Genomic DNA, 25,936 nt, shown 5'->3' on the forward strand with positions numbered 1-25,936 from the left:
ACAGGGTCAGCGGATCAGCAATAGTCCGGCGGCGCCGAACAGACAGACGAACAGGGCGAAACGGAATAGCGAGGGATGCCACAGGCGTCGGTACAGGCCGGCCCGCCCGATGGCCAGGTCCAGCACCACCATCACCGCGAAGCTGAGCAGGAACACGGCCAGCAGGCTCGGCATCATCACGCCGAAGAGTTCGATCTCAGGCGGCACGGGCGCCCCCCGGCAGCGGCATGTAGGCGCCCAGCGGCGATTCCTCGTCGCGCAGTGCGCTGCGCAGCTGGTAGAGGTGCCGACGCGCGCTGGCGCCGCGCGGCGCAGCATGGATGGCGGCAAGCACGGCGGCGTCGGCGCTCTCCCAGCGCGCCGCTTCCGGAGCGCGATACAGGTCGGCCACCGCCGCGAGCGCAGCCCGCGAGGCATCGCGCGCGGCGGCGGGCAGCTCGTTGCCGCTCAGGTCCTGACGCAATTCGATCACCGCCCGGCCGCTCTCCTGCACCGCCAGCGACCAGGCCAGCAGGTGTCGCGACTCGTCGCTGTCCGGCCGCGTATGCGCCACCACCTGCTGCAGCAGGTCGCGGCTGATACTTTCGAAGCGCCAGCCCAGCCCCGGGAGCGGCGCGCCGGCCGCCAGCGTGACCTGTTCGCGCAACCGCTGCAGCTGGCGCCGGCGCTGCCACGCTGTGCCGGTGACGCCGGGCATCACCATGAAGGCCACCCCGGAAAGGCCCAGGCCCGCGACCTGCGCGATGGCGTCGTTGAGGAAGTGCGTGGGGTCGTACACCATCGGGTTCTTCAGCGCGAGGATGTAGACGAAGCCCAGCGTGTAGCCGGCGCCGACGCCCGGCAACGTGTCGCGCGTGGCCAGGTACGGCCCGATCAGCAGCAGGCCGGCGGTCGCGCAGACCAGCATGGCAAAACCCTCGCTGCCCGGCAGCAGCACGAACACCGCCACGAAGCCCGCGGCCATGCCGCCGGCATACCCGTAGAACGTGCGGGTGGCCGCGGCAACGGGGTTCGGCGAGGCCGCCAGCAGGCCGGCGAAGATCGTCGCCAGCAACATGGCGCTGCCGCCGAAGGCCCAGCCGCTGGCCAGCCAGAAGGCGGCCAGCACCAGCATGGTGAGGAAGGTGCGCAGCGTCGCCACCGCGGCGCCGGCCAGGTCGTTGCCGCGACGGAAGTGCACGCGCTCGACGCTGCCACGCAGGCTGCCCGCGCGCAGCGAGGCCTCCACCGCGGCGAAGTCGGCCAGCTCGTCGGCAAAGCGCTGCACCAGCGCAGCGCCCGTGTCGAACTCCAGCCGCGCCGCCGGCTCGTCGAAGCGCTCGCCAAGCGCGGCGACCTGTGCCGGCAGGCTTTCCACGCAGACGCGCAGGCGCCGGGTCAGCAGCGCCGGATCGTGCTGCTCCCCCTGCGGCAGCGACAGCGCCTCGCCGATCGGCCGATACGCGCCGACCAGCGCTGCCGCCACGGCATCGCGGCCGCGCCGCTGCAGGCGGTTGATCAGGTGATGCAGCGACTGGAAGCTGGTGGCGGCGGCCATGTAGCGCTGGTTGAGCAGGCGCATGCGCGCGCTGCGCGTGCGCACCTCCGGATCCTCGAAGATGACCGAGGCGCGCAGGTCCTCCAGGTGCACGGCCGCGCGCACGAACTCCAGGTGCGCCTGTTCCATCCGCGCCCGCGGCAGCGCACCGCCGGTGCTCTCGCGCACGAAGTCGATGAAGCGTGCGAACTGCGTACGCGCGCTCTGCCTGAGCACCACGCGCAGCCTTTGCGGAAGCAGCAGGTCGCTCACCACGGCGGCGACCAGGATGCCCAGCAGCACCTCGCTCACGCGCATCACGGCCGAGTCGAAGCTGTTCAGCGGATTGCCTACCGCCGGCAACGTCACGATGGCGGCGGTATAGCCGGCCAGCACGAAACCGTAGGCCATGAAATTGCGATACAGCGTGGCGCCGCCGGCGCACAGCGCCAGCCATGCCGACAAGACCAGGAAGAACAGCTCGCGCTGCTGCGGGAACAACGCGATCAGCGCCAGCCCGAACAGGCTGCCGGCCAGCGTGCCCAGCGCGCGGTAGAAACTCTTCGCCAGCACCATGCCGCTGTGCGGGTGCATCACCACCGCCACGGTGATCATCGTGGTCGAGGGCTGTTCGAGCTTGAGCCACATCGCCAGCCACGCCGCCGCGTACATCGCCAGCAGTGACTTGGCGACGAACAGCCAGGCGCGCGATTCCTCGGCGAGGAAAGCGCGCAGCCAAGGCCAGCGCGGCAACGTGGCGGTCGTGGTGGCGGACATGGTCGGTGAAGCCTTCAGCCGCGGCGGTCGAACCCGTCGAGGAATTTCTTGAGCAGCCGTTCCAGCTCGGCCTGCTCGCGCGCGGTCAGTCCCTCGGCCTGTTCGTCCAGCAGGGCGCAGATCGAGGGCAGGAAGCGTTCGATCAGGGCGATCCCGGCGGGCGTGAGACTGAGGATCAGCTTGCGGCGGTCGTCCTCGCTGGCGGCACGCTCGATCAGGCCCTTCTCGCACAGCTCGTTGGTAAGCCGCGTGACGTTCGCCGCCTTCTCGCCCGAGCTCTGCGCCAGCTCGGACGCACTCAGCCCGGCGCCCTCGGTGCCGTAGAGCATCATCAGCAGGTTGTACTGCGGATGGTTGAGGCCGAAGGGCTTGAGCGCGGCGTTGGCATCGTCGTGGACGCGCTTGTGCAGGTGCTTGATGAGGCGCACGAGCACGGCCGGGGCGCGCGGGAACGCGGGGTGGCGCCGGCGGGTGACGGCGAGACGCTGTTCGGTGGGGAGGAAGCTGCTCATGGGATGTTTGCTGCTTTGGCGATATTACATTTATGTACTAAATGACGCAACGGTCTGCGAGCAGCTCCCTCTCCCCTCCGGGGAGAGGGTTGGGCTGAGGGCGCTTGCTCGCGGGAATGTTTGGTCTCGAGCTTGCGTTGGGCGTCGCCCTTGCGTGGCCTCCGCGCGACCTGGCTCGCCAGCCCCGGGAGCCGACGCAAGAACGACAAGCAAAGGCAGCACTCCTGCAGACAGCCCCGCGAGCCCCGGCCCCTCACCCCAGCCCTCTCCCCGGAGGGGAGAGGGGGCAACGCGCGGCGAACGTGCACCAGCGCGCTCTCTTCCTGCCTCAGCTCCCGAGCGCCGGCAGGCGATCGGAAGCCAGCCGCAGGCGAGCCCAGTCGCAGGGAGGCCACGCAAGCACGAAAGCCAAGGCCCACCCATGCGGGAGGCATCCCCGCGAGCCCCACCCCCACTCCCAGAAAGGCGGCGGGAACCGAAGCGAAAGGCTGTAGCATTGCCGCCCATGAGCGAGCAGCCCAAGACCACCCATTTCGGTTTCCGCGACGTCCCCGTCGGCGACAAGCAGAAGCTGGTCGGCCAGGTATTCACCTCCGTCGCGCGCAGCTACGACCTGATGAACGACCTCATGTCGTTTGGCGTCCATCGCTTGTGGAAGCGCCACTTCGTCGCGATCAGCGGCGTGCGCCCCGGCGACCGCGTGCTGGACCTGGCAGGCGGCACCGGCGACATCGCCGCGCTGCTCAAGCCGGTGGTCGGCGGCGAAGGGGAGGTGGTGGTCGGCGACATCAACGCCGCCATGCTCGGCGTGGGCCGCGACCGCATGACCGACCGCGGCCTGGTCTCGGGCCTGCGCTGGGCGCAGATGAACGCCGAGTGCCTGCCCTTCCCCGACAACAGTTTCGATGCCGTCACCATGGCCTTTGGCCTGCGCAACGTCACCGACAAGGACAAGGCGCTGGCCGACATCTGCCGCGTGCTCAAGCCCGGCGGCCGCGCGCTGGTTCTGGAGTTCTCGCGCGTGCAGAGCGAGCTGTTCGGCAAGCTCTACGACTTCCATTCGTTCAAGGTGCTGCCGAAGCTCGGCCGGCTGTTCGCCGGCGACGCCGACAGCTACCAGTACCTGGCCGAATCGATCCGCAAGCACCCGGACCAGCAGACCTTGAAGGGCATGATGGAGGCGGCCGGTTTCGGCCGCGTGGAAGTGCGCAACCTGACCAACGGCATCGTCGCCATCCACAAGGCCTGGAAGCTCTGAAGCCATGAACCACGGCGCGCAGCTCGAGCGGCTGAAGGCTTTTTCGGACGCCGTGTTCGCCATCGCCATCACCCTGCTGGTGATCGAAGTGCACGTACCGCGGCTGGACACGCTCGACGATGCGGCCTACCTCGCTGCGCTGGCGCACCTGGCGCCCAGCTTCATGGGCTTCGTGCTGAGCTTCCTCACCATCGGCGCGCTGTGGATGGCGCATCACCGGCTGTTCGGTGTGCTGGAAGGCTTCGAGCCGAAACTGATGTGGCCGAACATGCTGCTGCTGATGGTGATCGCCTTCATGCCCTTCGCCACCGCGCTGATGAGTTCCAACCCGCTCGCGCGCGTGCCGGAGGTGTTCTACTCGGCCACCCTGCTGGCCGCCGGCCTGTTGCAGTTGCTGCTGTTCCAGGTGGCGCTCAAGCCCGGACGGGTGCGTGCGGACGTGCCACCGGAAGAGGTCAATGCGTTGCGCTGGCGTTCGCTGACGCTGCCGACCGCCGCGAGCATCGCACTGCTGACCGCCTGGCGCATGCCCGGCAACAACAACTTTTTCCTCTTGCTGATCCCGCTGCTGGCGCGCGCCTACGCCGCACTCGGCCGCCGCCGCGCGCTGCGGCAGCTCGCCACGCCGGCGACGCCCTGAGCGGCTGATCCAGGTCATGGGCACGCGGTGGGCGCCGCCGTACGGTGGCACTCCCATCCTGCGAGTGGCCACCATGCACGCCAACCTCAATCCCGAAGAAAACACTCACGTCTTCGATGCCCGCGGCATCGCCCGCCGCTTCCGCCATTCGGCGATCTTCGGGGCGCTCTCGGCCCTGCGCTCGGGCGAGACGATGCGCTTCATCAACGATCATGACCCGCTGCCGCTGCTGGCGCAGCTGCGCGAGCGCTTTGGCGAGTACCTGACGGTGAACTACCGCGAACGCGGCCCCCAGGGCGTGGTAGTGGACTCCGGCATCGTCGGCCTGCCCGGCGAGTAACCATGGCCTTCCCGGCGTTTTTCGATCTCGCGCCGCGGATTACCGTGCGCGACCCGCTCGCCGCCCTGCTGGGCGCGAGCGACGATGGCCTGCTCGTCTACGGCTACGCCGACGCAGTGCGGCTGGCCGGGCACTCCTGCCCCACCGTGGCCGGCGCCTGGCTGATGGCGCGCGCCGCACTTCGTGCGCTCTACCCCGACGCGCCAGCCGAGCGTGGCGGCGTGTCGGTGCAGATGGGCGCGCCGGAGCGGGAAGGCACCACCGGCGTGGTCGGCCAGGTGCTGACGCTGGTCACCGGCGCCGCGGCGGCGAATGGTTTCCACGGCATCGGCGGACGCTTCGTGCGTCAGGGCCTGCTGCGTTATGCAACCGCCCCGATGCCGGGCGTGCGCTTCCAGCGGCGCGACACCGCACAGGCGGTCACGGTGGAGCTGGACCTTTCCCGTGTACCGCCCGCCCCCGGCCTGCGCGAACGCATGGCCGAGGCGCTGGCGCCGGCGGCGACCGCCGACCAGCGGCGCGCCTTCGGCGAGCTGTGGCAGGACCGTGTGCGGCGCCTGCTGCTGGAGCACGCGGACGACCCGGTGGTGGTCCGCGTCGAAGCGCCCTGAGGTTCAGGCCGGCGTACGCAGATCCTCGCGCACCGTGCCGACGCGACGCGCGGTGTCCTCGCTGTCCGTCAGCCGCACCGTTTCGGCCAGTGCGGCGGCATACCAGCGCTGCATGCCGGGCAACTCGCGCAGGCGCTGGGCGTAGGCGAGCGATACGTCGTCCAGTGGCAGGCGGTAGCTCAGGATGCGCCAGGCGACCGGGGCGAAGAACGCATCGACCGCGCTGAACGCCGTGCCGGCCAGGAACGGCCCGCCAAAGCGCGCCAGTCCCTCGTTCCACAGTTCCGCCAGGCGGGACAGATCGCGCTGCAGCGGCGCGTCGATGCCGTGCAGGTCCACCCGCACGGCGCAGTTCATCGGGCAGGTGGTGCGCAGCGCGGCAAAGCCCGAATGCATCTCGGCGCTGGCGCAACGGGCCCAGGCGCGCACCTTCGCATCGGACGGCCATACGCCCGCATGGCGCTCGGCCAGGTACTCGACGATCGCCAGCGAATCCCACACCACCGTGTCGCCGTCGCGCAGGCACGGCACCTTGCCGTTGGGCGCGAAGGGGCGGAAGGCGTCCCAGCTGGAGCCGTCCTGCAGTGCGACCAGGTGTTCGTCGAAAGGGATCGCCTGTTCGGCCATCAACAGCCAGGGCCGCAACGACCAGGACGAATAGTTCTTGTTGCCGACATAGAGCTCGTACACGGCGGCTCCTTTCACGCGTCCACGATCAACAAGGTACCGGTACTGCCCGCATCCACCGCGTGGGCAACACCGGCCGGCACCAGGCAAAGCTCGCCGGCATGCACGACGCGGCGCGTGCCGCCGATGTGCAATCGCAATTCACCGTCGAGCACGAGCAGCGCTTCGGCGCAGTCGTGCGTCTCTTCGGCGTAGGTCGCCTGGTCCATGCGCACGAGCTTGAGCCGGGCTTCGCCCACGCACCCGAGCAATCGCGATTGCCACGCTTCCGGCAACCGCGCCGCCAGTGCGTTCAGATCGAGGACCTCAGCGTCCACAGGCGCGCGGCTCCAGCGTGGCCCGCGCGGGCATCGGGCGCCGGCGCAGGTTCGCCAGGATCACGCCGCCGACGGTAACCGCGCCGCCGACCAGCGTCAGCAGCCCCGGCCGCTCGCCCAGCCAGAACCAGCCGATCAGCACCGCGATCGGCGGCGAGAAATAGATGAAGCTCGACACCTGCGACGCCGAGCTGCGGTGGATGGCGATGTTCCAGGCGATGTAGCCGACGAAGGTCGGCGCGAAGCCCAGCCACAACAGCGCGCCGATGCGCGGCCACGGCGCGGTAGCCAGCGCCTGCGGCAGATGCGTGGCGAACGGCAGCGCACCCAGCGTGCCGGCGAAGAAGGTGAAGGCGGTGACGCCGAACACGCTCGAGCGCGCGAACAGCGGCTTCTGCCCGACGAAGTAGATCGCCGAAGCGGCGACGCTCAGCAGCACCAGCGCGGCCATCGGCTCGAACTTCACCTGCTTGCCGCTGGCGAGCACCACCATCACCACGCCGACCAGCGCCACGCCCAGGCCAGCCAGGGTGCGTGCCGGCAGGCGCTCGCGCAGCCACAGCGCCGACAGCGCCGCGGTGGCGGCCGGCACCAGCGAAATGAGGATCGCCGCGGTGCCGCTGGCGATGCGCGTTTCGGCGTAGTTGAGCGCCATGTGGTAGACGGTCAGCCCGATCACGCCCAGCGCCGCCAGTTGCGGCCAGTCGCGCCTGGCCGGCAGCGCCGGGCGCTTGGCCAGCAGCCACAGCGCGAAGCAGAGCGAACCTATGCCCAGGCGCGCGAAGGCCACCTCGCCCGGCGTGAAGGCCGGCAGTGCGTAGGCGATCGCCGCGTAGGCGGATGACCAGGTGACCAGGGCGACGCCGATCAGGGCCAGCGTCCGCCCGTCCAGACGGGGGGTGTCCATGGGGAATTCCGGTGCGGGGAAGTGCGCATCCTAGTGACCGCCGGGATGCGCAGGAAGCATGCAACCAAGCCACAATGGCATGCTTCGCCGACGAACGAATCGTAGAGTCCCCGCCATGGCCTTCGTATCGAAACCCGAGCTGGACGCCCGCGACTGGCAACTGCTCGAAGCCCTGCAGCAGGACGCGCGCCAGGGCTACGCCGAACTGGGCCGGCAGGTCGGCCTGTCCGCCCCGGCGGTGGCCGAGCGGGTCCGGCGGCTGGAGGAAGCCGGGGTCATCGCCGGCTACCGCGCCGTCATCGACCCGAAGCGGCTGGGCTACAGCATTGACGCGATGATCCGCCTGCGTTGCGACGGCGGCATCTGCGCACGCATCGGCGCGCTGGTGGCGGATGTTCCGGAGGTGCTGGAGTGCCGCCGGCTGGCCGGCGAGGATTCGGCGCTGCTGCACGTGGTCGCGCTGTCGGTGGCGCACCTGGAGGCGGTGCTCGACCGCTTGCTGAAGATCCATCCGAGCGTGAGCACGACCACGCTGGTGGTGCTGCAGACACCGCACGCGAACCGGCCCCTGACGCGCGCGATGTGGCAGGCGGCGCACGCGGTGGAAGGCTGAGGCAAGACTTCGCCCATCCGCCTGTCGGTACCTTCCCCGCAGGCGGGAGAAGGATCCGTTTCCCGTCCTCGAGTCTTTTCCCACTGGCGGGAAGGACTCCGACTCCTCGCTTCCGAGCATGCGCAGGCGTGGCGTGACTCCGAATCCCCGTTTGCGAGCCTTCCCCCGCCACGCGGGGGAAGGTGCCGACAGGCGGATGGGGGAAGCCCCGCCGGATGCCGGCATACTGCACGCCTGAATGCCCCGAGGAGCCCCCGATGTCCGACCTCCCCCTGCCCCCCGACACCGACGACCAGCCGACCGATCCGCAACGCCGCCGCCTGCTCGGTGGCCTGGCCGCGGCCGGCGCCGGGCTGGCGCTCGCCGGTGCCGGCGCCGAGGCCGTGGCCGGCACCAAGAGCGCCGCCGCGATGGCGCCCACGCAACTGGACGCCCTGCTGCGCAAGCACATCCAGCGCGTGGTGGTGATCTACGCGGAGAACCGCAGCTTCAACAACCTGTTCGCCGACTTCCCGGGCGTGGCCGAACCACTCTCGGCACTCAAGCCCGAGCAGTACCGGCAGCGCGACCGCGATGGCTCGGTGCTCAAGACGCTGCCGCCGGTGTGGCACGGCGTGGCCCCGCACGAACAGGTGGTCAACCACCGCAAGTACGTGGTGCGCCAGGAGGACATCAGCGGATTGCCCAACGCGCCGTGGGCCCTGCGCACCGGCAGCGGCGAGCCGCTGCCGCAGGGCGTGGTCACGCGCGACCTGTGGCACCGCTTCTACGAGAACCAGCGCCAGATCAACGGCGGCAGGAACGACGGCTTCGTCGCCTGGGGCGATTCGGGCGCGCTGGTGATGGGTTATTACGGCGACAACGCCGCGAACCTGCGGCTGTGGCAACTGGCGCGCCAGTACACGCTGTGCGACCACTTTTTCATGGGTGCGTTCGGCGGCTCGTTCCTCAACCACCAGTACCTGGTCGCCGCGCAGCCGCCGTATTACCCGCATGCGGATGAGAGCCCCGCGCGCTTCAACATCGCGCAGACGGTCAGCGGCGAGGCCACCGACATCCACCTCAAGCTCGCCCACGACTCGCCCGCCAGCGCGATGCAGGGCAAGCCGGAGACACTCACACCCAACTCGCTGACGCCGGATTTCTGGGCGGTCAACACGATGGGCCCGCCCTACGCACCGGCCTTCTCCAAGGACCCGAACGACCCCACCCGTGCCGACCCCAACAGCGCCAACACGCTGGTCGCGCAGAAGCACGCCACCATCGGCGACGTGCTGTCCGAGGCGGGCGTGGACTGGGCCTGGTACGCCGGCGGCTGGAAGCTCGCGCTCGAAGGCAAGGGCGACGGCGACCAGGCCGACTTCCCGCAGCGGCCCAACTTCCAGCCGCACCACCAGCCGTTCAACTACTTCACCGCGTATGCGCCGGGCACCGCGGCGCGCGCGAAGCATCTGCGCGACGCGGGCGTGGGCGAGACCGCCGAGACCAACCACTTCCTCGCCGCCGTGGCGGCCGGCACGCTGCCGCAAGTGACCTTCTACAAGCCGCAGGGCGACCTCAACATGCACGCCGGCTATTCCGACGTGGACGCGGGCGACCGTCACGTGATGACGGTCATCGAGGCGCTGCAGAAGTCGCCCGCGTGGCCCGGGCTGCTGGTGATCGTCACGGTCGACGAGAACGGCGGCTGGTGGGACCACGTCGCGCCACCCACGGGCGACCGCTGGGGACCGGGATCGCGCATCCCGGCGATCATCGTGTCGCCGCATGCGAAGAAGGGATACGTGGATCACACGGTGTACGACACCGGCTCGATCGCGCGCTTCCTGACCCGCCGCTTCGGGTTGCGCAAGCTGCCGGGGCTGACGCTGCGCGAGGAGGCGATGCGCGCCGCCGGCGGGCCGCCGCCGGGGGATCTCACGGCCGCGCTGGAATTCGGCGACGCGTAATCTTGCTCCCTCTCCTCTTTGGGGAGAGGGGCAAATCGGCAGGTGTCCACGCCGCCATAAACCCGCCCTTGCCCCAACTCCCGAGCGCCCGCGGTAAAGCGGCGGCAGCTCCTCTAAGAGCAAGGGACCCAGCAAGCAAGGCGAGGCGCCTAGCTCTTCTCCCTCACCGGGCTTAGCAGGCCATTTCTTTTGGTTACTTTTCTTTGGGCCAGCAAAGAAAAGTGACTCGAGCGCCGTCAGGCGATCGAAAGCCCGCCGCAGGCGAGCCCAGTCGCCGGGACACCCCGCAAGAGCGACAAGCAAAGCAGCGCCCGCGGCGGATCCCCCGCGAGCCCCGCCCCCCTCACCCCAACCCTCTCCCCGACGGGGAGAGGGAGCAAGGCTTAGGCTCGCGCCACCTCGCGGCGGCGATGCCGTGAGCGGAACGTCCGCCAGCGTGCCGCCAGGCAGGAAAAGATCACATACAGCGCCGGCGTACTGAGCAGCGTCAGGCTCTGCGAGATCAGCAGCCCGCCGATCAGCGCGATGCCCAGCGGCCGGCGCAGCTCCGAGCCCTCGCCCAGCCCGATCGCGATCGGCAGCGCCGCAAGGATCGCCACCATCGTCGTCATCATGATCGGCCGGAAACGCACGATGCACGCCTCGCGCACCGCATCGAGCGGCGCCTTGCCGTGCTCGCGCTCGGCCACCAGCGCAAAGTCGATCATCATGATCGCGTTCTTCTTGACGATGCCTATCAGGAGCACCAGCGCGATCTGCGAAATCACCGACAGCTCCGTACCAGTCAGCCACAACGCCAGCAGTGCGCCCACGCCTGCCGCCGGCAGCGTGGAAAGGATCGTCACCGGGTGGATCAGGCTCTCGTAGAGCATGCCCAGCACGATATACACGGTAAGGATCGCCGCCAGGATCAGCCAGCCCATGCCGCTCTGCGTCTCCATGAAGCGGCGGAAGTCGCCGCCCACGTTGAGGCGGATGTCGCCCGGCATGCGCAAGTCCTCGACCGTGCGCTGCACGATCGCCATCGCCTCGCCCATGCTCACGCCGTCGGCGAGGTTGAACGAGAGGTCCATCGTGGTGTGCTGGTCCTCGTGCGAGATCGAGGTGGGCGCAAGCCCCGGCTCCATGTGCGCCAGCGCGCCCAGCGGGATCATCTTGCCGCTCTCCGAGCGTACGTGGATGCGGTTGATCGCCGCCGGCGTGGCGGTCTGCGAGGGCAGCGCGTTGAGCACCACCTTGTACTGGTTGATGTCCGAGTAGATCGTCGAGACCTGGCGCTGGCCGAAGGCGTTGTAGAGCGCGCCGTCGATGGTGCCGACCGACACGCCCAGCCGCGCGGCCGTGTCGCGGTCGATCACCACGTTCTGGCGCAGGCCTGCGTCGTCGATGTCGCTGCCGACGTCCTTGAACTTGGGGTTCTTCTTCAGTGCGTTGATCAGCTTGGGCAACCACTGCTGCAGTTCGGCCAGGTCGTCGCCCTGCAGCGATACCTGGTACTGCGCGCCCTGGTTGCCGCCGCCCCCGCCGCCGCTGGGCAGGTCCTGGATCGGGCGCAGGCGCAGGTCCAGGTCGGGGAAGCGGTCGGCCTTGGCCGAGAGGCGGGCGAGCACGGCGAAGGTGTCGTCGGTGCGGCCCTCGGCGCGGGTCTTCAGCTCGATGTTGAACGAGCCGCTGGTGCCCTGCCAGTTGATGCCCAGCCGCGAGCCGACCGCCTTGACGTCGGGGTCGGCCAGCAGCATCTGCGTGAGGCGATCCTGGCGCGCGATCGCGTCCTTGAAGGACACCGTCGCGCTGGCGCTGGCGCGGCCCCAGATCAGGCCCGTGTCCTGCCTCGGGAACAGCCCGGTCTTGACCACGCCGAACAGGAAATAAGTGGCCACGATCAGTACCAGCGGGGTCAGCGAAAGCGCCAGCGCGTGGCGCAGGGCGAAGTCCAGCGAGCGGGTGTACATGCGCAGCATGCCGGCGTGGAAGCGATCCAGCGCGTGGCCCAGCCGGGACGGCTTCGCGTTGGCGTGGCCGCGCAGGAACAGGCCGCACAGCGAGGGCGTCAACGTCAGCGAGATCACGGCCGACATCGCGATCGCCGCGACCAGCGTCATGGTGAATTCGTGCATGAACATGCCGGTGATGCCCGGCGCGAACAGCAGCGGGATGAATACCGCGATCAGCGAGGCGGTGATAGATACCACGGTGAAGCCGATTTCGCGCGCGCCGGTCAGTGCGGCCTCGAAGCGGGGCATGCCCTGATCGATGTGCCGGATCACGTTTTCGATCACCACGATCGCGTCGTCCACCACGAAGCCGATCGCGATCACCAGCGCCAGCAGCGTGAGGTTGTTGAGTGTGTAGCCGAGCGCATACATCACCACGAACGCGCCGGCGAGCGACAACGGCACGGTCAGCGCGGCGATCAGCGTGGGCGCGAGCCGACGCAGGAACAGCGCCATGGTCAACACCACCATCGCCAGCGAGATCAGCAGGGTCGCCTGCACCTCATGGAGAGAGGCGCGGATGGTCGGCGTGCCGTCGAAGTACGCAGTCAGCACGGTCCCGGGCGAGAGGTAGGCACGCAGCGCGGGCACCTGGTCCTTGACTGCATCCACCGTGGCGATGACGTTGGCGTCCGCCTTCTTGTAGACGTACATCAGCACCGCCGGCTTGCCCTGGAACCAGGCGGCCTGGTAGGCGTCCTGCTGGCCGGCGTAGACGTGCGCCACGTCGGACAGGCGGACCGGCACGCCGTTGCGCACGGCGATGATCAGGCTGGCGAAGTCGTCGGCCGTGTGCAGCTGGTCGTTGGCCGTGACCGCCATGGTGGTCGTGCCGTTGGACAGGAAGCCCTGCGGCGAGGTGACGTTGGCCGCGGTCAGCGCGTTGCGCAACTGGTCCGGCGTCAGACCCATGGCGCTGAGCGCGTGCAGGTCGATGTCCACGCGGATCGCCGGCGTCGCTGCGCCGGCGATCTCCACCTGCGACACGCCGGGCAGCTGGCGCAGCCGCTGCGCCAGCAGGGAGTCGGCGACGTTGAAGAGCGTGGCGGCCGATTCGGTATCGGAGGTGAGCGCGAAAGCGATCACCGGGTCGTCGTTGGGATTGGCCTTCTCGTAACTGGGCGGGCTGTTGAGGCCGGCTGGCAGGTCCGGCGCCGCGGCATTGATCGCCGCCTGCACGTCGCGCGCCGCCGAGTCCAGATTGGTCCCGCCGCGGAACATGATGAACACCACCGCGCGCCCTTCCGAACTGTGCGAACGCATCGACTCGATGCCCGGCACCTGGCCAAGGTGCCGCTCCAGCGGCGCGGCCACCGTCGAGGCCATCGTGCTGGCGTCGGCGCCGGCTTGCTGCGCCTGCACGAAAATCACCGGAAACTGCATCTGCGGCAGCGCCGACACACCCAGGAGCGCGTAACAGATCAGTCCTGCCAGCAACACGCCCATGGCCAGCAGCGAGGTGCCGATCGGACGGCGGATGAAGGGGCCGGAAAGGTTCATGCGGTGGCGGGGAAGAACGGGGCAAAGGGAGGGAGGATACGCGGCATCGCCGTGCTAACGCGCATCCGGCCAATCGGTTGATCCGCGCGACGCATCCGGATGCCGTCAGACGTGAGGGGCAAACGACTCGCCTCCCCGCGAGCCCCAGCCCTCACCCAGCTCCCTCCTCGGAGGGAAGGGCGCCAAGTACGGCGCTCGTGCACCCAATGTGTCAGTCCTCTCGCCTAAACTCCGAGCGCCCGCAGTAAAGCCGTGGCAGCTCCTCCAAGCGCCGGCAGGCATCGGAAGCCCGCCGCAGGCGGACCAAGTCGCGCAGAGGCACTCGCAGGCATTTCCGCGAGCCCCGGCCCCTCACCCCAACCCTCTCCCCGGAGGGGAGAGGGAGCAGAGTGCGGCGCTCCTGCACCCACCGCGCAAGCCCTCTTGCCTCAGCTCCCGAGCGCCCGCGGTAAAGCGGCGGCAGCTCCTCTAGGAGCAGGCGACTGGCCCATCAAGCGAGACGGCACCTGGCTCTTATCCCTCACCGGGCTCAGCAGGGCATTTCTCTGGTGACTTTCTTTGGGCCAGCAAAGAAAGTGACCCGAGCGCCGGCAGGCGATCGGAAGCCCGCCGCAGGCGAGCCCAGTCGCGGGGAGGCCGCGCAAGGGCGACACCAAAGCACCCTCCGGACGAAACATCTCCGCGAGCCCCGGCCCCTCACCCCGACCCTCTCCGGGAGGGGAGAGGGAGCTCGAAGCGTCACACCGCGCGGGCGTCGGCCTCGGCGCGCTCCAGCGCCCGACGCTCGCGGCGCAGCCGCAGCCAGTCGGAGAAGCGCTCCATGTAGAGGTAGATCACCGGCGTGGTGTACAGCGTCACCAGCTGCGAGAGCAGCAGACCGCCCACGATCGACACACCCAGCGGCCGCCGCAACTCCGCGCCGATGCCGTTGCCCAGCGCCAGCGGCAATGCACCGAGCATCGCCGCGGCGGTCGTCATCATGATCGGCCGGAACCGCAGCAGACACGCGCGCCGGATCGCCTCGCGGGCGTTCAAGCCGTCGCGCTGCGCCTCGATCGCGAAGTCGATCATCATGATCGCGTTCTTTTTCACGATGCCGATCAGCAGCACGATGCCCACGATGCCGTCCACCGACAGGCTCATGCCGCACAGGATCAGCGCCAGCAGCGCGCCCACGCCCGCCGGCGGCAGCGTCGAGATGATCGTCAGCGGATGGATGTAGCTCTCGTAGAGCACGCCCAGCACGATGTAGATCACCACGATCGCCGCCAGCAACAGCAGCACCTCGTCGCCGATCGAGGCGTTGAACTCGGCCGCCTTGCCGATGAACTGCCCGCGCACCTGCGGCGGGAAGTCCAGCTGCGCCTCGACCTCGTGGATCGCATCGACCGCCTGCGACAGCGAGTAGCCCGGCGCCAGGTTGAAGGACACCGTCACCGCCGGCAGCTGCTGCTGGTGGCTGACCACCAGCGGCGCGCTGGTGACGTCGGCGGTCGCCAGCGAGGCGATCGGAATGGTGCCACCGCCGCCGATCTGGAAGCCGACGTTGCCGGTGTTGCCGATGCCCGACGGCGTCGCCGAGTTGGCCGAAGTCAGCTGGCCGAAACTGGTGGCGTTGGAGCCGGTCAGCGCACCCGAACCATTGCCCCGCACGGTGAGCTTGTTGAGCAGGTCACGACTGGAGCGGAACTCCGGCGCCACCTCCAGCACCACGCGGTACTGGTTGAGCTGGGTGAAGATGGTCGAGATCTGGCGCTGCCCGAAGGCGTCGTACAAAGTGTCGTCGATGGTCTGCACCGGCACGCCCAGGCGGCTGGCCTTCTCGCGGTCGATGGTCAGCTTGAGCGCATTGCCCTGGTTGGCCAGGTTGTTGTCCACGTCGGCGAGCTCGGGCCGCTGACGCAGCGCCTGGGTCATCTGCTCGGCACGCTTGGCCAGATCCGCGGAGTTCACTTCCGAGAGCGAGTACTGGTATTCGGTGGCAGCGACGCGGCTGTCCAGGGTCACGTCCTGCACCGGCTTGAGGTACAGCGCCACGCCGGGGATGTTGGCCACCGCGTCCTGCAGGCGCGGCAGCACGTCGTCCAGGCCGCCGCGGTCAGCACGGTCCTTGAGCACGATCGAAAGCTGGCCCTGGTTGAGGGTGGGATTGATGGTACCCGCGCCGATGAACGCGGCCACGCCCGACACCGCCGGGTCCGCACGCAGCGCCTCGGCGACCGCCTTGGTGCGCTGCTCCATCTGCGGGAAGGCGATGTTCTGGTCCGCCTGCACCACGCCGGTGATCAGGCCGGTGTCCTGCTCGGGCAGCAGGCCCTTGGGGATCACCACGTAGAGGATGACCGTCAGCACCACGGTGGCCGCCGCCACGATCATGGTCAGGCGGCGGTGGTCGAGCACCCAGTCCAGCGTGCGGCCGTAGAAGTCGACCGTGCGCAGCCACACGCCGCGCTTGCCGGCCGCGGCGTGGCGCTCGTGCGCGTCGTCGCCTTCCGGAAGCTGGTCGGGCTTGAGCAGGTAGGCGCACATCATCGGCGTCAGCGTCAGCGACACCAGCATCGAGATCGCCACGGCAATGGTGAGCACCCAGGCGAATTCATGGAACAGGCGGCCGGTGACGCCCGGCATCAGCAGCAGCGGCAGGAACACCGCGATCAGCGAGACGGTCAGCGACAGCACCGTGAAACCGATCTCCCTGGCGCCGATCTCGGCGGCTTCCTTGCCGCTCTTGCCCTGCTCGATGTAGCGCACGATGTTCTCGATCATCACGATCGCATCGTCGACCACGAAACCGGTCGCCACCGTCAGCGCCATCAGCGAGAGGTTGTCCAGCGACATGCCGCTGAACGCCATCACCCCGAAAGTGCCCATCAACGACAGCGGCACGGCGATCGACGGGATCACCGTGGCCCACAGCCGCCGCAGGAACATGAAGATCACGCCCACCACCAGGCAGACGGTGAGGATCAGCGTGAACTCGACGTCGTGCACGGAGGCGCGAATGGTGACGGTGCGGTCGGCGAACACGTCCAGGTGCACGTCGGCCGGCAGCACCGCCTGCAGCGAGGGCAGCACGGCGCGGATCTGCTCGACCGTCTGCACGATGTTGGCGCCGGGCTGGCGGCGGATGTCCAGGAGCACCGCCGGCTTGCCGTTGGCCCAGGCCGCGAGCTGGTCGTTCTCGACGCCGTCGACGACCCGCGCGACGTCCTTCAGGCGGACCGGCGCGCCGTCCTTGTAGCTGATGATGGTCTGCGCGTAGGCGGCCGCGTCGGCCAGCTGGTCATTCGTGCCGATCGAGTAGCTCTGCGTGGCGCCGTTCAACGTGCCCTTGGGCGCGTTGACGTTGGCCGCCTGCAGTGCGGCACGCACGTCCTCCAGCGTGAGGCCCAGGTTGGACAGCTGCGAGGGGTTGACCTGCACGCGCACGGCCGGGCGCACGTTGCCTGCGATCGAGACCAGGCCCACGCCCTGCACCTGCGAAAGCTTCTGCGCGATGATCGAATCGGCCAGGTCGTTGACCTCGCGCAGCTGGCGGCTGTCGGAGGTGAGCATCAGCGTGAGGATCGGCGCATCGGCCGGGTTCACGCGGTTGTAGACCGGCGGGTAGGGCAGGTTGTTGGGCAGCGTGCCCTTGGCCGAGCTGATCGCCGCCTGCACGTCCTGCGCGGCGATGTCGATGTCCCGGTCCATGTTGAACTGCAGGATGATCGTCGACAGGCCCGCGGACGAATCGGAGCTCATCATCGACAGGCCGGAGATCTGGCCGAGCTGGCGCTCCAGCGGCGTGGTCACCAGCGCCGCCATGGTGGTCGCGCTGGCGCCCGGGTACTGCGTGGTCACCACCAGGCTGGGCGCGTCGATCTCCGGCAGCGCGGAGACCGGCAGCTGGCGGTAGCCGAGCACGCCCAGCAGCAGCACCGCGACCATCAGCAGCGAGGTGGCGATCGGGCGGCGGATGAAGAGGGTGGAAAAGCCCATGGAATGCGAACCTTTGATGCGGCCTCATGCCGCGTGATGTGTCACGCCCTCCCCTGCATGCAGGGGAGGATCGGGGAGGGATTCCACGCGCTGCGGCAGGTCCCGCCCACCCTCCCAGCCTCCCCTGCGGGCGAGGGGAGGCGCCGGAAAATCAATGCCCCCGGCGACCGCCACCGTTCTTCTTGGCCTTCTCCAGCTCTTCCTTGGTCGGCGCCGGCGGCACCTCGCCCGGCTTGAGCGGGTTGACCTTGCTGCCCGGCTTGAGGCGGAACTGGCCTTCGGTGACCACCTTCTGGCCCTGCGCCAGGCCGCTGGCGATCATCACCGCGCTGTCGCCCACTTCCTGCGCGACCTGCACCGGTTGCATCTTGACCGTGTTGTCCGGCTGCAACAGGTAGACGTAGTCCCCGTCCGGGCCGCGCTGCACCGCCTGCGCCGGGATCACCAGGCCGCCGCCGACCGTGCGCACCTTCAGCCGCACGTTGACGAACTGGCCGGGCCACAGCTCGTTGTTCCTGTTCGGGAACTCCGACTTCAGGCGGAAGGTGCCGGTGCTGGCGTCGATCTGGTTGTCGATCACCTTGAGCACGCCGCCGTCGGCGATCACGTGCGCATCGCCGCGGTCGAGCGCGGCCACCGACAGTTCGCCCGCGCCCATCGCGGCCTGCCGCACCATGTCCAGGTTCTGCTCGGGCAGGTTGAACATCACGTTGATCGGATGCAGCTGGGTCAGGGTGACGATCGTGCTGGTGGTGGTCACTACGTTGCCCGGGTCCACGCCGCGGATGCCGGCCAGGCCATCGATCGGCGAGACCACTTTGGTATAGCCCAGCTGCACCTGCGCGTCGCGGATCTGCGCCTGGTCGGAAGCGAGCGTGGCCTCCAGCTGGCTGACCGTGTTGCGCAGTGCGTCGAGGTCCTGCTTGGCGATGTAGCCCTTCGGACCCAGTTCCTGGCTGCGCGAGTAGTTGGCCTTGGCCGTCGCCAGTTGCGCCTGGTCCTGGTGCAGCCGCGCCACGGCCTGGTCATAGGCGGCCTGGAACGTGCGCGGGTCGATCTGCGCCAGCACCTGGCCCTTCTTCACCGGCTGGCCCTCGGTGAACTCCAGGCTGATCAGGCGGCCGCTCACCTGCGGGCTGATCGCCACGGTGTTGAGCGCCTGCACCGTGCCCAGTGCAGTCAGGTACACCGGCACGTCCTGGCGCGCCACCGGCACCACGGTGACCGGCACCGGCGGTTGCTGGCCTTCCTTGTCCTGGTCCTGGGCGTTGACCTGCCCTGGCTTGCCGCCCGGCTTGTGCATGAGGCTCAGGCCGACCACGGCCAGCACCAGCACCACCACGACGACGAGCGCGATCTTCCAAAAACGCGACATTGATAAAGCTCCCGGAATGGATGTCGGTCCCCTGCTGCCGCGCCTCGCGCGGCCGGGCCGACCCTGTGAAAAGCATAGGGTTACAGCAACGGCCTTGGACAATGCCAGTTGACAGGGGTGCCCCATGACCGATGACACGTTACCGGATGCACGGGCGGCGACCGGTTGCCGCAGCCGCGCCGCACGTCATTGGCCTCAACCTTGCCGCGCGCTTTGATCTATAATCGGCGTCTTGTCTGTCCCGCGCCGGGCAGCCGCAGGGCTTTCCCGGCACGTCCACTGATTACCTGGAGTTACTTGCGTGAGCGGTTCCATGACCAAATCGGACCAGAGCTTCATCCGCCAGTTCAGCTGGCTGATCGCCGGTCTGCACGTACTGGCGCTGGTGTTGCTGATCATGGCCTACAGCATCTACTCCCACGCGGCGAAGGAAACCAACCCGCACGCGGCGCAGAAGGTGGCCGAGCGCCTGGCCCCGGCCGGCGCGGTGTACGCCGGCGACACCGGCCGCGCCGCCATGCTGGCCGCGCAGGAAGCCGCCGCCAAGGCCGCCGCCTCGCAGGTCGCCTTCGGTGGCAGCACCGACGGCAAGACGATCTACGAAGGTCTCTGCCACAGCTGCCATACCGCCGGCGTGGCCGGCGCGCCCAAGCTGGGCGACAAGGCCGCCTGGGCGCCCCGCATCGCGCAGGGCATCGACACCCTGGTCCAGCACGCGATCAACGGCTACCACGGCCCGGATGGCAACTTCATGCCCCCTAAGGGCGGCATGCCCTCGCTCACCGACGAGCAGGTCGCCAGCACGGTCAAGTGGATCGTCGGCCAGGCCAAGTAACCTGGCCTGACAGAAGCCATCGAAACGCCGCCCACTGGGCGGCGTTTTTGTTCGTCTCTTGCGCGGTCCCGTAGGGTGGGCTTCAGCCCACCTTGAGGGCCGGCGAAGTCGCGATGGTGGGCTGAAGCCCACCCTACGGGGTCCACGCGTGCGCGAACCGCTGCAGCTGCGGGAAGAACGCATCGAAGCGGGCCTGCAGCGGCGCATCCGTTTCCTGCAGCACCGGCAGCATCCGCCCCAGCGGGTTGTCGCGCTGCAGGCGCTGGCCGATACCGGCCAGCGCGCGATCCAGCACCACCGGGTCGGCGTAGGCGGCGGGCAGGTCGTTGGCCTGCATGTAGTGTGCGAACCGTCGCGCGGTCGGCGGCAGCAGCGCGTCCTGGCGGCGCAGCAACTCGCGCAGGCTGCTGGAGAAGCCCGTCAGCGGCAGCGTCGACCAGCGGCCGAAATCGCGCGCCAGCAAATGATCGAACCACATGTCCAGCGCGATCCCGGCGTAGCGCCGATAGGGCGGTTCGAACAGTGCGCGCGCTGCCAGCACCTCCGGATGGCGGTCGGTGTAGCCATCGATCGCGCGATGCAGGGCAATGCCCTCGCGCACGCCGCCGGGCAGCGACGGATCCGGCGCACCGCGCACGAAATCCCCGAGCACGCCGCCCAGGACCCGTTCGCCGTCGGCCCCGGCGAGCAGCGCGTGCGCCAGGTGGTTCACGCCGGCACCCGGCACCACGGCCGGTGCACGGCCGCGACGGTTATCATTGCGCGCATGACGCCCACCACCGTTCCTGACAATCCCGCCTCGTTTCCGGGCGAAGAAGCGAGCTTCGCGCTCGACGGTCCGGCCGGCAAGCTGGAGGCGATCGGCAACGTCGCCGAGCCTGCCGACGCGCGCCGCGGTGTCGCGGTGATCTGCCATCCCAACCCCGTGCAGGGCGGCACCATGCACAACAAGGTGGTGACGATGCTCGAGCGCAGCCTGCGCGAGTCGGGCCTGGACACCGTGCGCTTCAATTTTCGCGGCACCGGCGCGTCCGAGGGCAGCTACGACGAGGGCAACGGTGAGGGCGAGGACCTGGCTGCGGTGGTCGCCTGGGTGCGACGCGTGCGCCCGGACGATGTGCTGTGGCTGGCCGGGTTCTCCTTCGGCAGCTACGTGACCATCCGCAACGCCGTGCGGCTGGGCGCCGCTGCGTTGGTCAGCATTGCGCCACCGGCCGGGCGCTTCGCATTGACGGACATCGAGCCGCCACAGTGCCCCTGGCTGATCGTGCAGGGCGAGGCGGACGAGGTGGTCGAGCCGCAGGCGGTATTCGACTGGATCGAGAGCCTGCCGGTCGAACCCGAAGTGGTGCGCATGCCCGAGACCAGCCATTTCTTCCATCGCCGGCTGATGGACCTGCGCGGCGCGGTCAAGCATGCCGTGCAGACGTGGCTGCCGCCGCGGCGGGCGGGATGACCCGCTCGTTCCCCCTCCCCGGCAAGCATGGGAGGGTTGGGAGGGGCCCTATGTCCATGTGGACAACGCCCTCCCGGCCCCTTCCTCAAGGCACGGGGAGGCGCGATCCACGCGTGCCCTGACAGCTCCCGCTCCATGACCGACCTCACTCCTTCCGCCCGCTACCACGAAGGCGTCGCCGCCCATCGCTGGGAAGCCGACCCTGCGCAGCTCGCCGTGCTGCCCGAATTCGACCGCATGCACGCGGCGCTGTGCGCGACGCCGCAGAACGGCAGCCTGTTGGGGCGGTTGAAGTCGCTGTTCGGCGATGAGGAGCGCACGCCGGTGGCGGGCCTGTACCTGTGGGGCAGCGTCGGCCGCGGCAAGACCTTCCTGATGGACCTGTTCGCCGCCAGCCTGCCGCACGGCGTGGCGCTGCGCCGGCATTTCCACCGCTTCATGGGCGAGGTGCACGCACACCTGCGCGAACTGGGCGAGCGCGCCGATCCGCTGGAGGACGTCGCCGAGGGGCTGGCCGCGCGCTGCCGCGTGCTGTGCCTGGACGAGTTCCTGGTCAACGACATCGGCGACGCGATGATCCTTGCCAATCTGCTGGACGCCCTGTTCCGCCGGGGCGTGGCGCTGGTCACCACCTCCAACACGCCCCCGCAGAAGCTCTACCGCGACGGCCTGCAGCGCGCCCGGTTCCTGCCCGCCATCGCACTGATCGAGCGGCACTGCCACGTGGTGGAGATGGTCTCGCCACGCGACTGGCGCCTGCGCGCGCTCACCCAGGCGCCGGTCTACCTGACCCCGCCGGGCGCCGAGGCCGAACGCGCGCTCGCGCGCATCTTCGCCAGCCAGGCGCAGGGCGACGCGCACGAGGGCGGCACGCTGGACGTCAACGGCCGCCCGATCCCGCTGCGCCGGCAGGCGCCGGGCGTGTTGTGGTTCGAGTTCGAGGCGCTGTGCGAGGGGCCGCGCGCGGTGGCCGACTACATCGTGCTGGCGCGGCGGGTGCCCACGGTGATCATGTCCGGCGTGCCGCAGTTCTCGATCTACAGCGAAGATGCCGCCCGGCGCTTCCTGTTGATGGTCGACGAGTTCTACGACCGCCACGTCAAGCTCGTGCTTTCCGCCGCTGCGCCGATCACCGAGCTGTATGACGGCGAACGCCACCGCGCCGAGTTCAGCCGCACCGAATCGCGGCTGATCGAGATGCAGAGCGAGCAATACCTGGCGCTCCCGCACCGCCCCGAATAGGTCGTCACCTGCAGAGGCGCACCCGCGCCCTCCTGCTGGGCAGCCCATCGCCCGCCGCATTTCCATTTTTTCGCATTGCGGCTCTCGACGCCGCCGAAGTACTCTGGCCGGAGGAATGACAAGCGGTTCCCACCAGGTCGGCCGGAGGGAGAACGCCATGCATACGACCGTGGAGCACCAGCTGGAGGCGACGTCCCTGGACGGGGAACGCGCCGCCGGCGACGAGGCTGGCCCGCTGGATGCGGACGACCGCTACACCGTCCCCGGCTTCGACGCGGTCGCCCACCTGGCCGCCGCTTCGCTCGGCGTGGCGATGGTCGCGCTGGTACTCGATGGGGGCAGCGCCTACTGGTACAGCCGCGACGCCGGCCCGCACGATCCGCACGTCCTGCATCCGCTTTACCTGGAAGCCGCGCGCCGCGGCGCCGGTCAGGTGCTGCCCGACATCGCCGCCGACGCACGCTACCGCGACACGCCGCCGCTCACCGGCCCATCGCCGGCCACCTTGCGCTTCTTCGCCTGTGAACCGGTGTTCACCCTCAGCGGCCGGCACGTCGGCGCGCTGTGCGTCATGGACCACGCGCCACGTGTCGGCCTGGACGAGGCCGGACGGGCGGCCCTGCGCGACGCCGCGCGCCTGGCCGGCGCCGGCGTGGTGCTGGGCGGTTACCTCGGACGGACCGATCCGGTCACCCAGCTGCCGCATCGCAGTGCGTTCTTCGAGGACCTGCGAAGCCGCCACAAGAATGGCGCACAGCGGGCCTGGCTGATCGCCATCGAAGTGGCGCCGGTGGAACGCTTCAATGCCTTCGTGCGCGCGATGGGCTTCTCCTACGCCGACGAACTGATGCGCGCGGTGGCCGCGCGCGTGCTGGCCTGGATGCCGCCGCGCACGAACCTCTACCAGGTCGGCGTGACCCGCTTTGCCGCCGTGCTGCCTGACGGCAGCACGCCGCTGGAAGCGGACCAGCTGGACGACCTGGTGTCGCGCCTGCGCACGCCGTTCGACTGCCTGGACATCCCGCTCACGCTGCAACCCGGCGTCGGCCTGCTCGACCTGGACGTGCGCCAGCTCGACGGTGCCGACCCGCTGCGCCAGGTGATGAGCGCGTCCTATGCCGCCCAGCGCAGCCCGCGCGGCTGGGCGCTGTACGAGCGCAGCCAGGACGAGCGCCACCGGCAGGAGTTCTTCCTGGTCACCGAGCTGGCCGCTGCGCTGACCGAACGCACCGAGCTTTACCTGCACTACCAGCCGCGCGTGCGCCTGAGCGACGGCCGCTGCGTCGCCCTCGAAGCGCTCGCGCGCTGGCGCCATCCGACCCTGGGCGAAGTGCCGCCGGGCCAGTTCGTGCCGCTGGCCGAACGCGCCGGCCTGATGCGTTCGCTGACCGGCTGGGTGCTCGACCACGGCGTCGCCCAGCTGGCCGCCTGGCGCCGCGCCGGCTGCGACGTCGGGCTGTCGCTCAACATTTCCAACGCCGACTTCGACGCCGACCTGGTCACGCGATTGCAGGACGTCGCGACCCGCCACGGGATCGACCCGCGCATGCTGGAACTGGAGTTCACCGAAAGCACGCTGCTGGCACACAACGACGCCACCCACCGCCACCTGGACGCGGTGCGCGAACTGGGCACCGGCATCGCCATCGACGATTTCGGCACCGGCTACAGCAACCTCGCCTCGCTGCGGCAAATGCCGGCAACCTGCCTGAAGATAGACCAGTCGTTCGTGCGCGCGATGGACGCCAGCCGCCACGACGCGGCGATCGTGCGATCGACTGCCGCGCTCGCGCACGACCTGGGTTTCCGCGTGGTGGTCGAGGGTGTGGAAACCCGGCGCATCTACGACACCGTGCGGCGCATGGCCTGCGACGAGGTGCAGGGCTTCCACGTCTCGCGCCCGCTGCCGGCGGCCGCCGTGCCGCCCTGGCTCGAACGCACGGCCGACTGGCACGCCGACGGCGAGGGCGCGCCGTGAGGTTGACCGACATCCTGCGCGATCAGCATGCCCAGCTATACGCCCTGCTCGACGAACTGCAACGGCTGGGGCTGTCCGGCCCCGAAGGACGCGAACGGCTGCAGAAGGCAAGGCAGGCCATGCTTTCGCACCTGAGCCTGGAGGACAACCGGCTCTACCCGGCCCTGCAAGCGAACCCGTCCACCTCCGGCCTGGCCAGCCGCTACGCCGAGGAGATGCAGCAGCTTACCCCGGCGCTGCTGGCGTTTTCGATACCTATCACGAGGGCAACGCGGAACCGCAGGCGTTCTCGCGCAGCCTGGGCCAGTTGCTGGCCGTGCTGCAGCAGCGCATCGGCCGTGAGGAAGGCCGGCTGTACCCGGCGTACGAAGCGCACTGCGAGCCGAGCGGCCTGCCTCCGGCTTAGGGCTGGGTCGGTTCGGTCGGGTGACCTTTGCCGAGGTGCTGCTCGCGGGGAGCGCAGGTTGTGCGTGTCTTCTGCGCGCCCTGTCTCCCGTGGGGAGAGGGCTGGGGCGACAGACCGGGCTCGCGGAGATGCACGCAGGAGCGTTGCTGGCTTGCCGTTCTTGCCTGGTCTCCGTGCGACTTGGCCCGCCTGCCGCAGGCTTCCCATGGCCTGACGGCGCTCGGGTCACTTTCTGCTGGCCCAGGGAGCAACCAACAGAAACGGCCTGCCAAACCCGGTGAGGGACGCGCGCTGGGCGCGTGCCCGCCTTGCCTGGTGATCGCTTGCTCTTGGAGGGGCGGCCGCCGCTTTGCCGCGGGCGCTCGGAAGCTGAGGCAGGAAGAGCGCCCGGTTGTGCACGTTCGCCGCACCCTGCTCCCTCTCCAGTCGGGGAGAGGGCTGGGGTGAGGGCCGGGGCTCGCGGGCATGTCTGCAGGAGCGTCTCGCTTTTCGTTCTTGCACGGCCTTCCCGCGACCTGGCGCGCCTACGGCGGCTTTCAAACGGGCAAGGGTGGGTGTAACCGGGTGCCGCTACGGCTTCGAGGCCTTCAGCACGCTGATCTTGCCGTTGGCCTCCAGTCGCACCTCGGCCACGTCGCCCACCTCGCGCAGGCCTTTCTCCCGCAGCACCCGGCGGAAGGCTTCCTCGGACATGTCGTGCTTGCGCAACGAGCCCTCGATCACCCTGCCATCGCGCGCCAGCAGGCTGGCCTGGCCCTCGACCAGCCGGTCCAGGCCGGGCCAGCGCGCGCAGGTCCAGGCGACGCCCTTGTCCAGCAGGAAGATCGCCAGCACGCCGATGATCGCCGCCAGCGGCGTCTTGTCGTCGCCGATGATCGCCGTGCGCAAGGTGCCGCCGACCAGCATCAGCACCACGATGTCGAAGGTGGTCATCTCGCCGAACGAGCGCTTGCCCAGCAGCCGCAGCAGGATCAGCAGGCCCAGATAGACGCCCGCGCCGCGCAGCGCATACACCCACCAGGGGTCTGACAGGTGCATGGCG

22 protein-coding genes are annotated in these 25,936 nt (G+C 69.4%); 11 read left to right on the forward strand and 11 right to left on the reverse strand.

Annotation, left to right across the window (positions count from 1 at the left end; genetic code table 11):
• Positions 1 to 6 precede the first annotated feature (6 nt).
• From ACFWZU_RS07590 to ACFWZU_RS07600, 3 genes are read right to left on the reverse strand one after another with little or no spacing between them, the layout of a single operon-like run.
• Positions 7 to 207, reverse strand: coding sequence for a DUF1656 domain-containing protein (locus tag ACFWZU_RS07590; protein ID WP_439700810.1), 201 nt, complete (start codon positions 205 to 207; stop codon positions 7 to 9).
• Positions 197 to 2,293 (reverse strand): FUSC family protein, encoded by a 2,097-nt coding sequence (locus ACFWZU_RS07595; RefSeq protein WP_439700811.1) that lies wholly within the window; start codon positions 2,291 to 2,293, stop codon positions 197 to 199. The genes ACFWZU_RS07590 and ACFWZU_RS07595 overlap by 11 nt, the downstream gene beginning before the upstream one ends.
• Before the next feature lie 14 nt (positions 2,294 to 2,307).
• A complete protein-coding gene (locus ACFWZU_RS07600) occupies positions 2,308 to 2,805 on the reverse strand; it encodes a MarR family winged helix-turn-helix transcriptional regulator (protein ID WP_439700812.1) in 498 nt (165 codons plus the stop codon).
• 505 nt (positions 2,806 to 3,310) lie between these two features.
• Here ACFWZU_RS07600 and ubiE point away from each other — a divergent pair.
• From ubiE to ACFWZU_RS07620, 4 genes are all read left to right on the forward strand, one after another.
• Positions 3,311 to 4,063 carry a bifunctional demethylmenaquinone methyltransferase/2-methoxy-6-polyprenyl-1,4-benzoquinol methylase UbiE gene (gene ubiE / locus ACFWZU_RS07605; protein ID WP_439700813.1) on the forward strand — a complete coding sequence of 251 codons (753 nt, stop codon included), beginning with the start codon at positions 3,311 to 3,313 and terminating at the stop codon, positions 4,061 to 4,063.
• Between the two features lie 4 nt (positions 4,064 to 4,067).
• Positions 4,068 to 4,703: a TMEM175 family protein gene (locus ACFWZU_RS07610; RefSeq protein WP_439700814.1), complete on the forward strand. Its 636-nt coding sequence runs from the start codon at positions 4,068 to 4,070 to the stop codon at positions 4,701 to 4,703.
• A 73-nt stretch (positions 4,704 to 4,776) separates the two neighbouring features.
• Positions 4,777 to 5,043 (forward strand): DUF2249 domain-containing protein, encoded by a 267-nt coding sequence (locus ACFWZU_RS07615; RefSeq protein ID WP_439700815.1) that lies wholly within the window; start codon positions 4,777 to 4,779, stop codon positions 5,041 to 5,043.
• A 2-nt stretch (positions 5,044 to 5,045) separates the two neighbouring features.
• Entirely contained in the window at positions 5,046 to 5,654 is a 609-nt protein-coding gene (locus ACFWZU_RS07620; protein ID WP_439700816.1) for an FmdE family protein, read from the forward strand.
• Positions 5,655 to 5,657: 3 nt separating this feature from the next.
• Here ACFWZU_RS07620 and ACFWZU_RS07625 read toward each other — a convergent pair whose 3' ends face one another.
• From ACFWZU_RS07625 to ACFWZU_RS07635, 3 genes are read right to left on the reverse strand one after another with little or no spacing between them, the layout of a single operon-like run.
• A complete protein-coding gene (locus tag ACFWZU_RS07625) occupies positions 5,658 to 6,344 on the reverse strand; it encodes a glutathione S-transferase family protein (RefSeq protein ID WP_439700817.1) in 687 nt (228 codons plus the stop codon).
• A gap of 11 nt (positions 6,345 to 6,355) precedes the next feature.
• Positions 6,356 to 6,658: a cupin domain-containing protein gene (locus ACFWZU_RS07630; protein ID WP_439700818.1), complete on the reverse strand. Its 303-nt coding sequence runs from the start codon at positions 6,656 to 6,658 to the stop codon at positions 6,356 to 6,358.
• On the reverse strand, positions 6,648 to 7,565 hold the full coding sequence (locus ACFWZU_RS07635) for a DMT family transporter (protein WP_439700819.1): 918 nt from the start codon (positions 7,563 to 7,565) through the stop codon (positions 6,648 to 6,650). Before ACFWZU_RS07635 ends, ACFWZU_RS07630 begins: the two co-directional genes overlap by 11 nt.
• Positions 7,566 to 7,680: 115 nt before the next feature.
• Here ACFWZU_RS07635 and ACFWZU_RS07640 point away from each other — a divergent pair, with 115 nt between their 5' ends.
• Both ACFWZU_RS07640 and acpA read left to right on the forward strand, forming a co-directional pair.
• Positions 7,681 to 8,178 carry an Lrp/AsnC family transcriptional regulator gene (locus ACFWZU_RS07640; protein ID WP_439700820.1) on the forward strand — a complete coding sequence of 166 codons (498 nt, stop codon included), beginning with the start codon at positions 7,681 to 7,683 and terminating at the stop codon, positions 8,176 to 8,178.
• Between the two features lie 257 nt (positions 8,179 to 8,435).
• Positions 8,436 to 10,127: an acid phosphatase gene (acpA, locus tag ACFWZU_RS07645; RefSeq protein WP_439700821.1), complete on the forward strand. Its 1,692-nt coding sequence runs from the start codon at positions 8,436 to 8,438 to the stop codon at positions 10,125 to 10,127.
• A 383-nt stretch (positions 10,128 to 10,510) separates the two neighbouring features.
• Here acpA and ACFWZU_RS07650 read toward each other — a convergent pair whose 3' ends face one another.
• The 3 genes from ACFWZU_RS07650 to ACFWZU_RS07660 form a co-directional block, all read right to left on the reverse strand.
• Positions 10,511 to 13,621 (reverse strand): efflux RND transporter permease subunit, encoded by a 3,111-nt coding sequence (locus ACFWZU_RS07650; RefSeq protein WP_439700822.1) that lies wholly within the window; start codon positions 13,619 to 13,621, stop codon positions 10,511 to 10,513.
• Positions 13,622 to 14,359: 738 nt separating this feature from the next.
• Positions 14,360 to 17,602, reverse strand: a complete 3,243-nt coding sequence (locus ACFWZU_RS07655; protein ID WP_439700823.1) for an efflux RND transporter permease subunit — start codon at positions 17,600 to 17,602, stop codon at positions 14,360 to 14,362.
• A 151-nt stretch (positions 17,603 to 17,753) separates the two neighbouring features.
• Positions 17,754 to 18,977, reverse strand: a complete 1,224-nt coding sequence (locus ACFWZU_RS07660; protein ID WP_439700824.1) for an efflux RND transporter periplasmic adaptor subunit — start codon at positions 18,975 to 18,977, stop codon at positions 17,754 to 17,756.
• Between the two features lie 313 nt (positions 18,978 to 19,290).
• On the opposite strand from ACFWZU_RS07660, the gene ACFWZU_RS07665 reads away from it, so the two are divergent.
• Positions 19,291 to 19,812 (forward strand): c-type cytochrome, encoded by a 522-nt coding sequence (locus ACFWZU_RS07665; protein ID WP_439700825.1) that lies wholly within the window; start codon positions 19,291 to 19,293, stop codon positions 19,810 to 19,812.
• Between the two features lie 133 nt (positions 19,813 to 19,945).
• On the opposite strand, the gene ACFWZU_RS07670 is transcribed toward ACFWZU_RS07665, so the two are convergent.
• The gene (locus ACFWZU_RS07670) at positions 19,946 to 20,524 is read right to left on the reverse strand and encodes an ACP phosphodiesterase (protein ID WP_439700826.1); all 579 of its coding nucleotides are present in this window, start codon (positions 20,522 to 20,524) and stop codon (positions 19,946 to 19,948) included.
• Between the two features lie 54 nt (positions 20,525 to 20,578).
• On the opposite strand from ACFWZU_RS07670, the gene ACFWZU_RS07675 reads away from it, so the two are divergent.
• From ACFWZU_RS07675 to ACFWZU_RS07690, 4 genes are all read left to right on the forward strand, one after another.
• The gene (locus ACFWZU_RS07675; protein WP_439700827.1) at positions 20,579 to 21,268 is read left to right on the forward strand and encodes an alpha/beta hydrolase; all 690 of its coding nucleotides are present in this window, start codon (positions 20,579 to 20,581) and stop codon (positions 21,266 to 21,268) included.
• A gap of 135 nt (positions 21,269 to 21,403) precedes the next feature.
• Positions 21,404 to 22,510 (forward strand): cell division protein ZapE, encoded by a 1,107-nt coding sequence (gene zapE, locus ACFWZU_RS07680; RefSeq protein WP_439700828.1) that lies wholly within the window; start codon positions 21,404 to 21,406, stop codon positions 22,508 to 22,510.
• A gap of 157 nt (positions 22,511 to 22,667) precedes the next feature.
• Positions 22,668 to 24,488, forward strand: coding sequence for a putative bifunctional diguanylate cyclase/phosphodiesterase (locus tag ACFWZU_RS07685; protein ID WP_439700829.1), 1,821 nt, complete (start codon positions 22,668 to 22,670; stop codon positions 24,486 to 24,488).
• The gene (locus ACFWZU_RS07690) at positions 24,485 to 25,108 is read left to right on the forward strand and encodes a hemerythrin domain-containing protein (protein ID WP_439700830.1); all 624 of its coding nucleotides are present in this window, start codon (positions 24,485 to 24,487) and stop codon (positions 25,106 to 25,108) included. The genes ACFWZU_RS07685 and ACFWZU_RS07690 overlap by 4 nt, the downstream gene beginning before the upstream one ends.
• A gap of 356 nt (positions 25,109 to 25,464) precedes the next feature.
• On the opposite strand, the gene ACFWZU_RS07695 is transcribed toward ACFWZU_RS07690, so the two are convergent.
• Positions 25,465 to 25,932, reverse strand: coding sequence for a DUF421 domain-containing protein (locus ACFWZU_RS07695; RefSeq protein WP_439700831.1), 468 nt, complete (start codon positions 25,930 to 25,932; stop codon positions 25,465 to 25,467).
• Positions 25,933 to 25,936: the final 4 nt, after the last annotated feature.

This window comes from Frateuria sp. GZRR33, assembly GCF_051900425.1.
Taxonomy (GTDB): Bacteria; Pseudomonadota; Gammaproteobacteria; order Xanthomonadales; family Rhodanobacteraceae; genus Frateuria_A.

Coding starts and splice junctions, on each gene's coding strand:
- ACFWZU_RS07595 (WP_439700811.1), bottom strand. CDS start 2,293: ATGTCCGCCACCACGACCGCCACGTTGCCGCGCTGGCCTTGGCTGCGC.
- ACFWZU_RS07600 (WP_439700812.1), bottom strand. CDS start 2,805: ATGAGCAGCTTCCTCCCCACCGAACAGCGTCTCGCCGTCACCCGCCGG.
- ubiE (WP_439700813.1), top strand. CDS start 3,311: ATGAGCGAGCAGCCCAAGACCACCCATTTCGGTTTCCGCGACGTCCCC.
- ACFWZU_RS07610 (WP_439700814.1), top strand. CDS start 4,068: ATGAACCACGGCGCGCAGCTCGAGCGGCTGAAGGCTTTTTCGGACGCC.
- ACFWZU_RS07615 (WP_439700815.1), top strand. CDS start 4,777: ATGCACGCCAACCTCAATCCCGAAGAAAACACTCACGTCTTCGATGCC.
- ACFWZU_RS07620 (WP_439700816.1), top strand. CDS start 5,046: ATGGCCTTCCCGGCGTTTTTCGATCTCGCGCCGCGGATTACCGTGCGC.
- ACFWZU_RS07635 (WP_439700819.1), bottom strand. CDS start 7,565: ATGGACACCCCCCGTCTGGACGGGCGGACGCTGGCCCTGATCGGCGTC.
- ACFWZU_RS07640 (WP_439700820.1), top strand. CDS start 7,681: ATGGCCTTCGTATCGAAACCCGAGCTGGACGCCCGCGACTGGCAACTG.
- acpA (WP_439700821.1), top strand. CDS start 8,436: ATGTCCGACCTCCCCCTGCCCCCCGACACCGACGACCAGCCGACCGAT.
- ACFWZU_RS07650 (WP_439700822.1), bottom strand. CDS start 13,621: ATGAACCTTTCCGGCCCCTTCATCCGCCGTCCGATCGGCACCTCGCTG.
- ACFWZU_RS07655 (WP_439700823.1), bottom strand. CDS start 17,602: ATGGGCTTTTCCACCCTCTTCATCCGCCGCCCGATCGCCACCTCGCTG.
- ACFWZU_RS07660 (WP_439700824.1), bottom strand. CDS start 18,977: ATGTCGCGTTTTTGGAAGATCGCGCTCGTCGTCGTGGTGGTGCTGGTG.
- ACFWZU_RS07665 (WP_439700825.1), top strand. CDS start 19,291: ATGACCAAATCGGACCAGAGCTTCATCCGCCAGTTCAGCTGGCTGATC.
- ACFWZU_RS07675 (WP_439700827.1), top strand. CDS start 20,579: ATGACGCCCACCACCGTTCCTGACAATCCCGCCTCGTTTCCGGGCGAA.
- zapE (WP_439700828.1), top strand. CDS start 21,404: ATGACCGACCTCACTCCTTCCGCCCGCTACCACGAAGGCGTCGCCGCC.
- ACFWZU_RS07685 (WP_439700829.1), top strand. CDS start 22,668: ATGCATACGACCGTGGAGCACCAGCTGGAGGCGACGTCCCTGGACGGG.
- ACFWZU_RS07695 (WP_439700831.1), bottom strand. CDS start 25,932: ATGCACCTGTCAGACCCCTGGTGGGTGTATGCGCTGCGCGGCGCGGGC.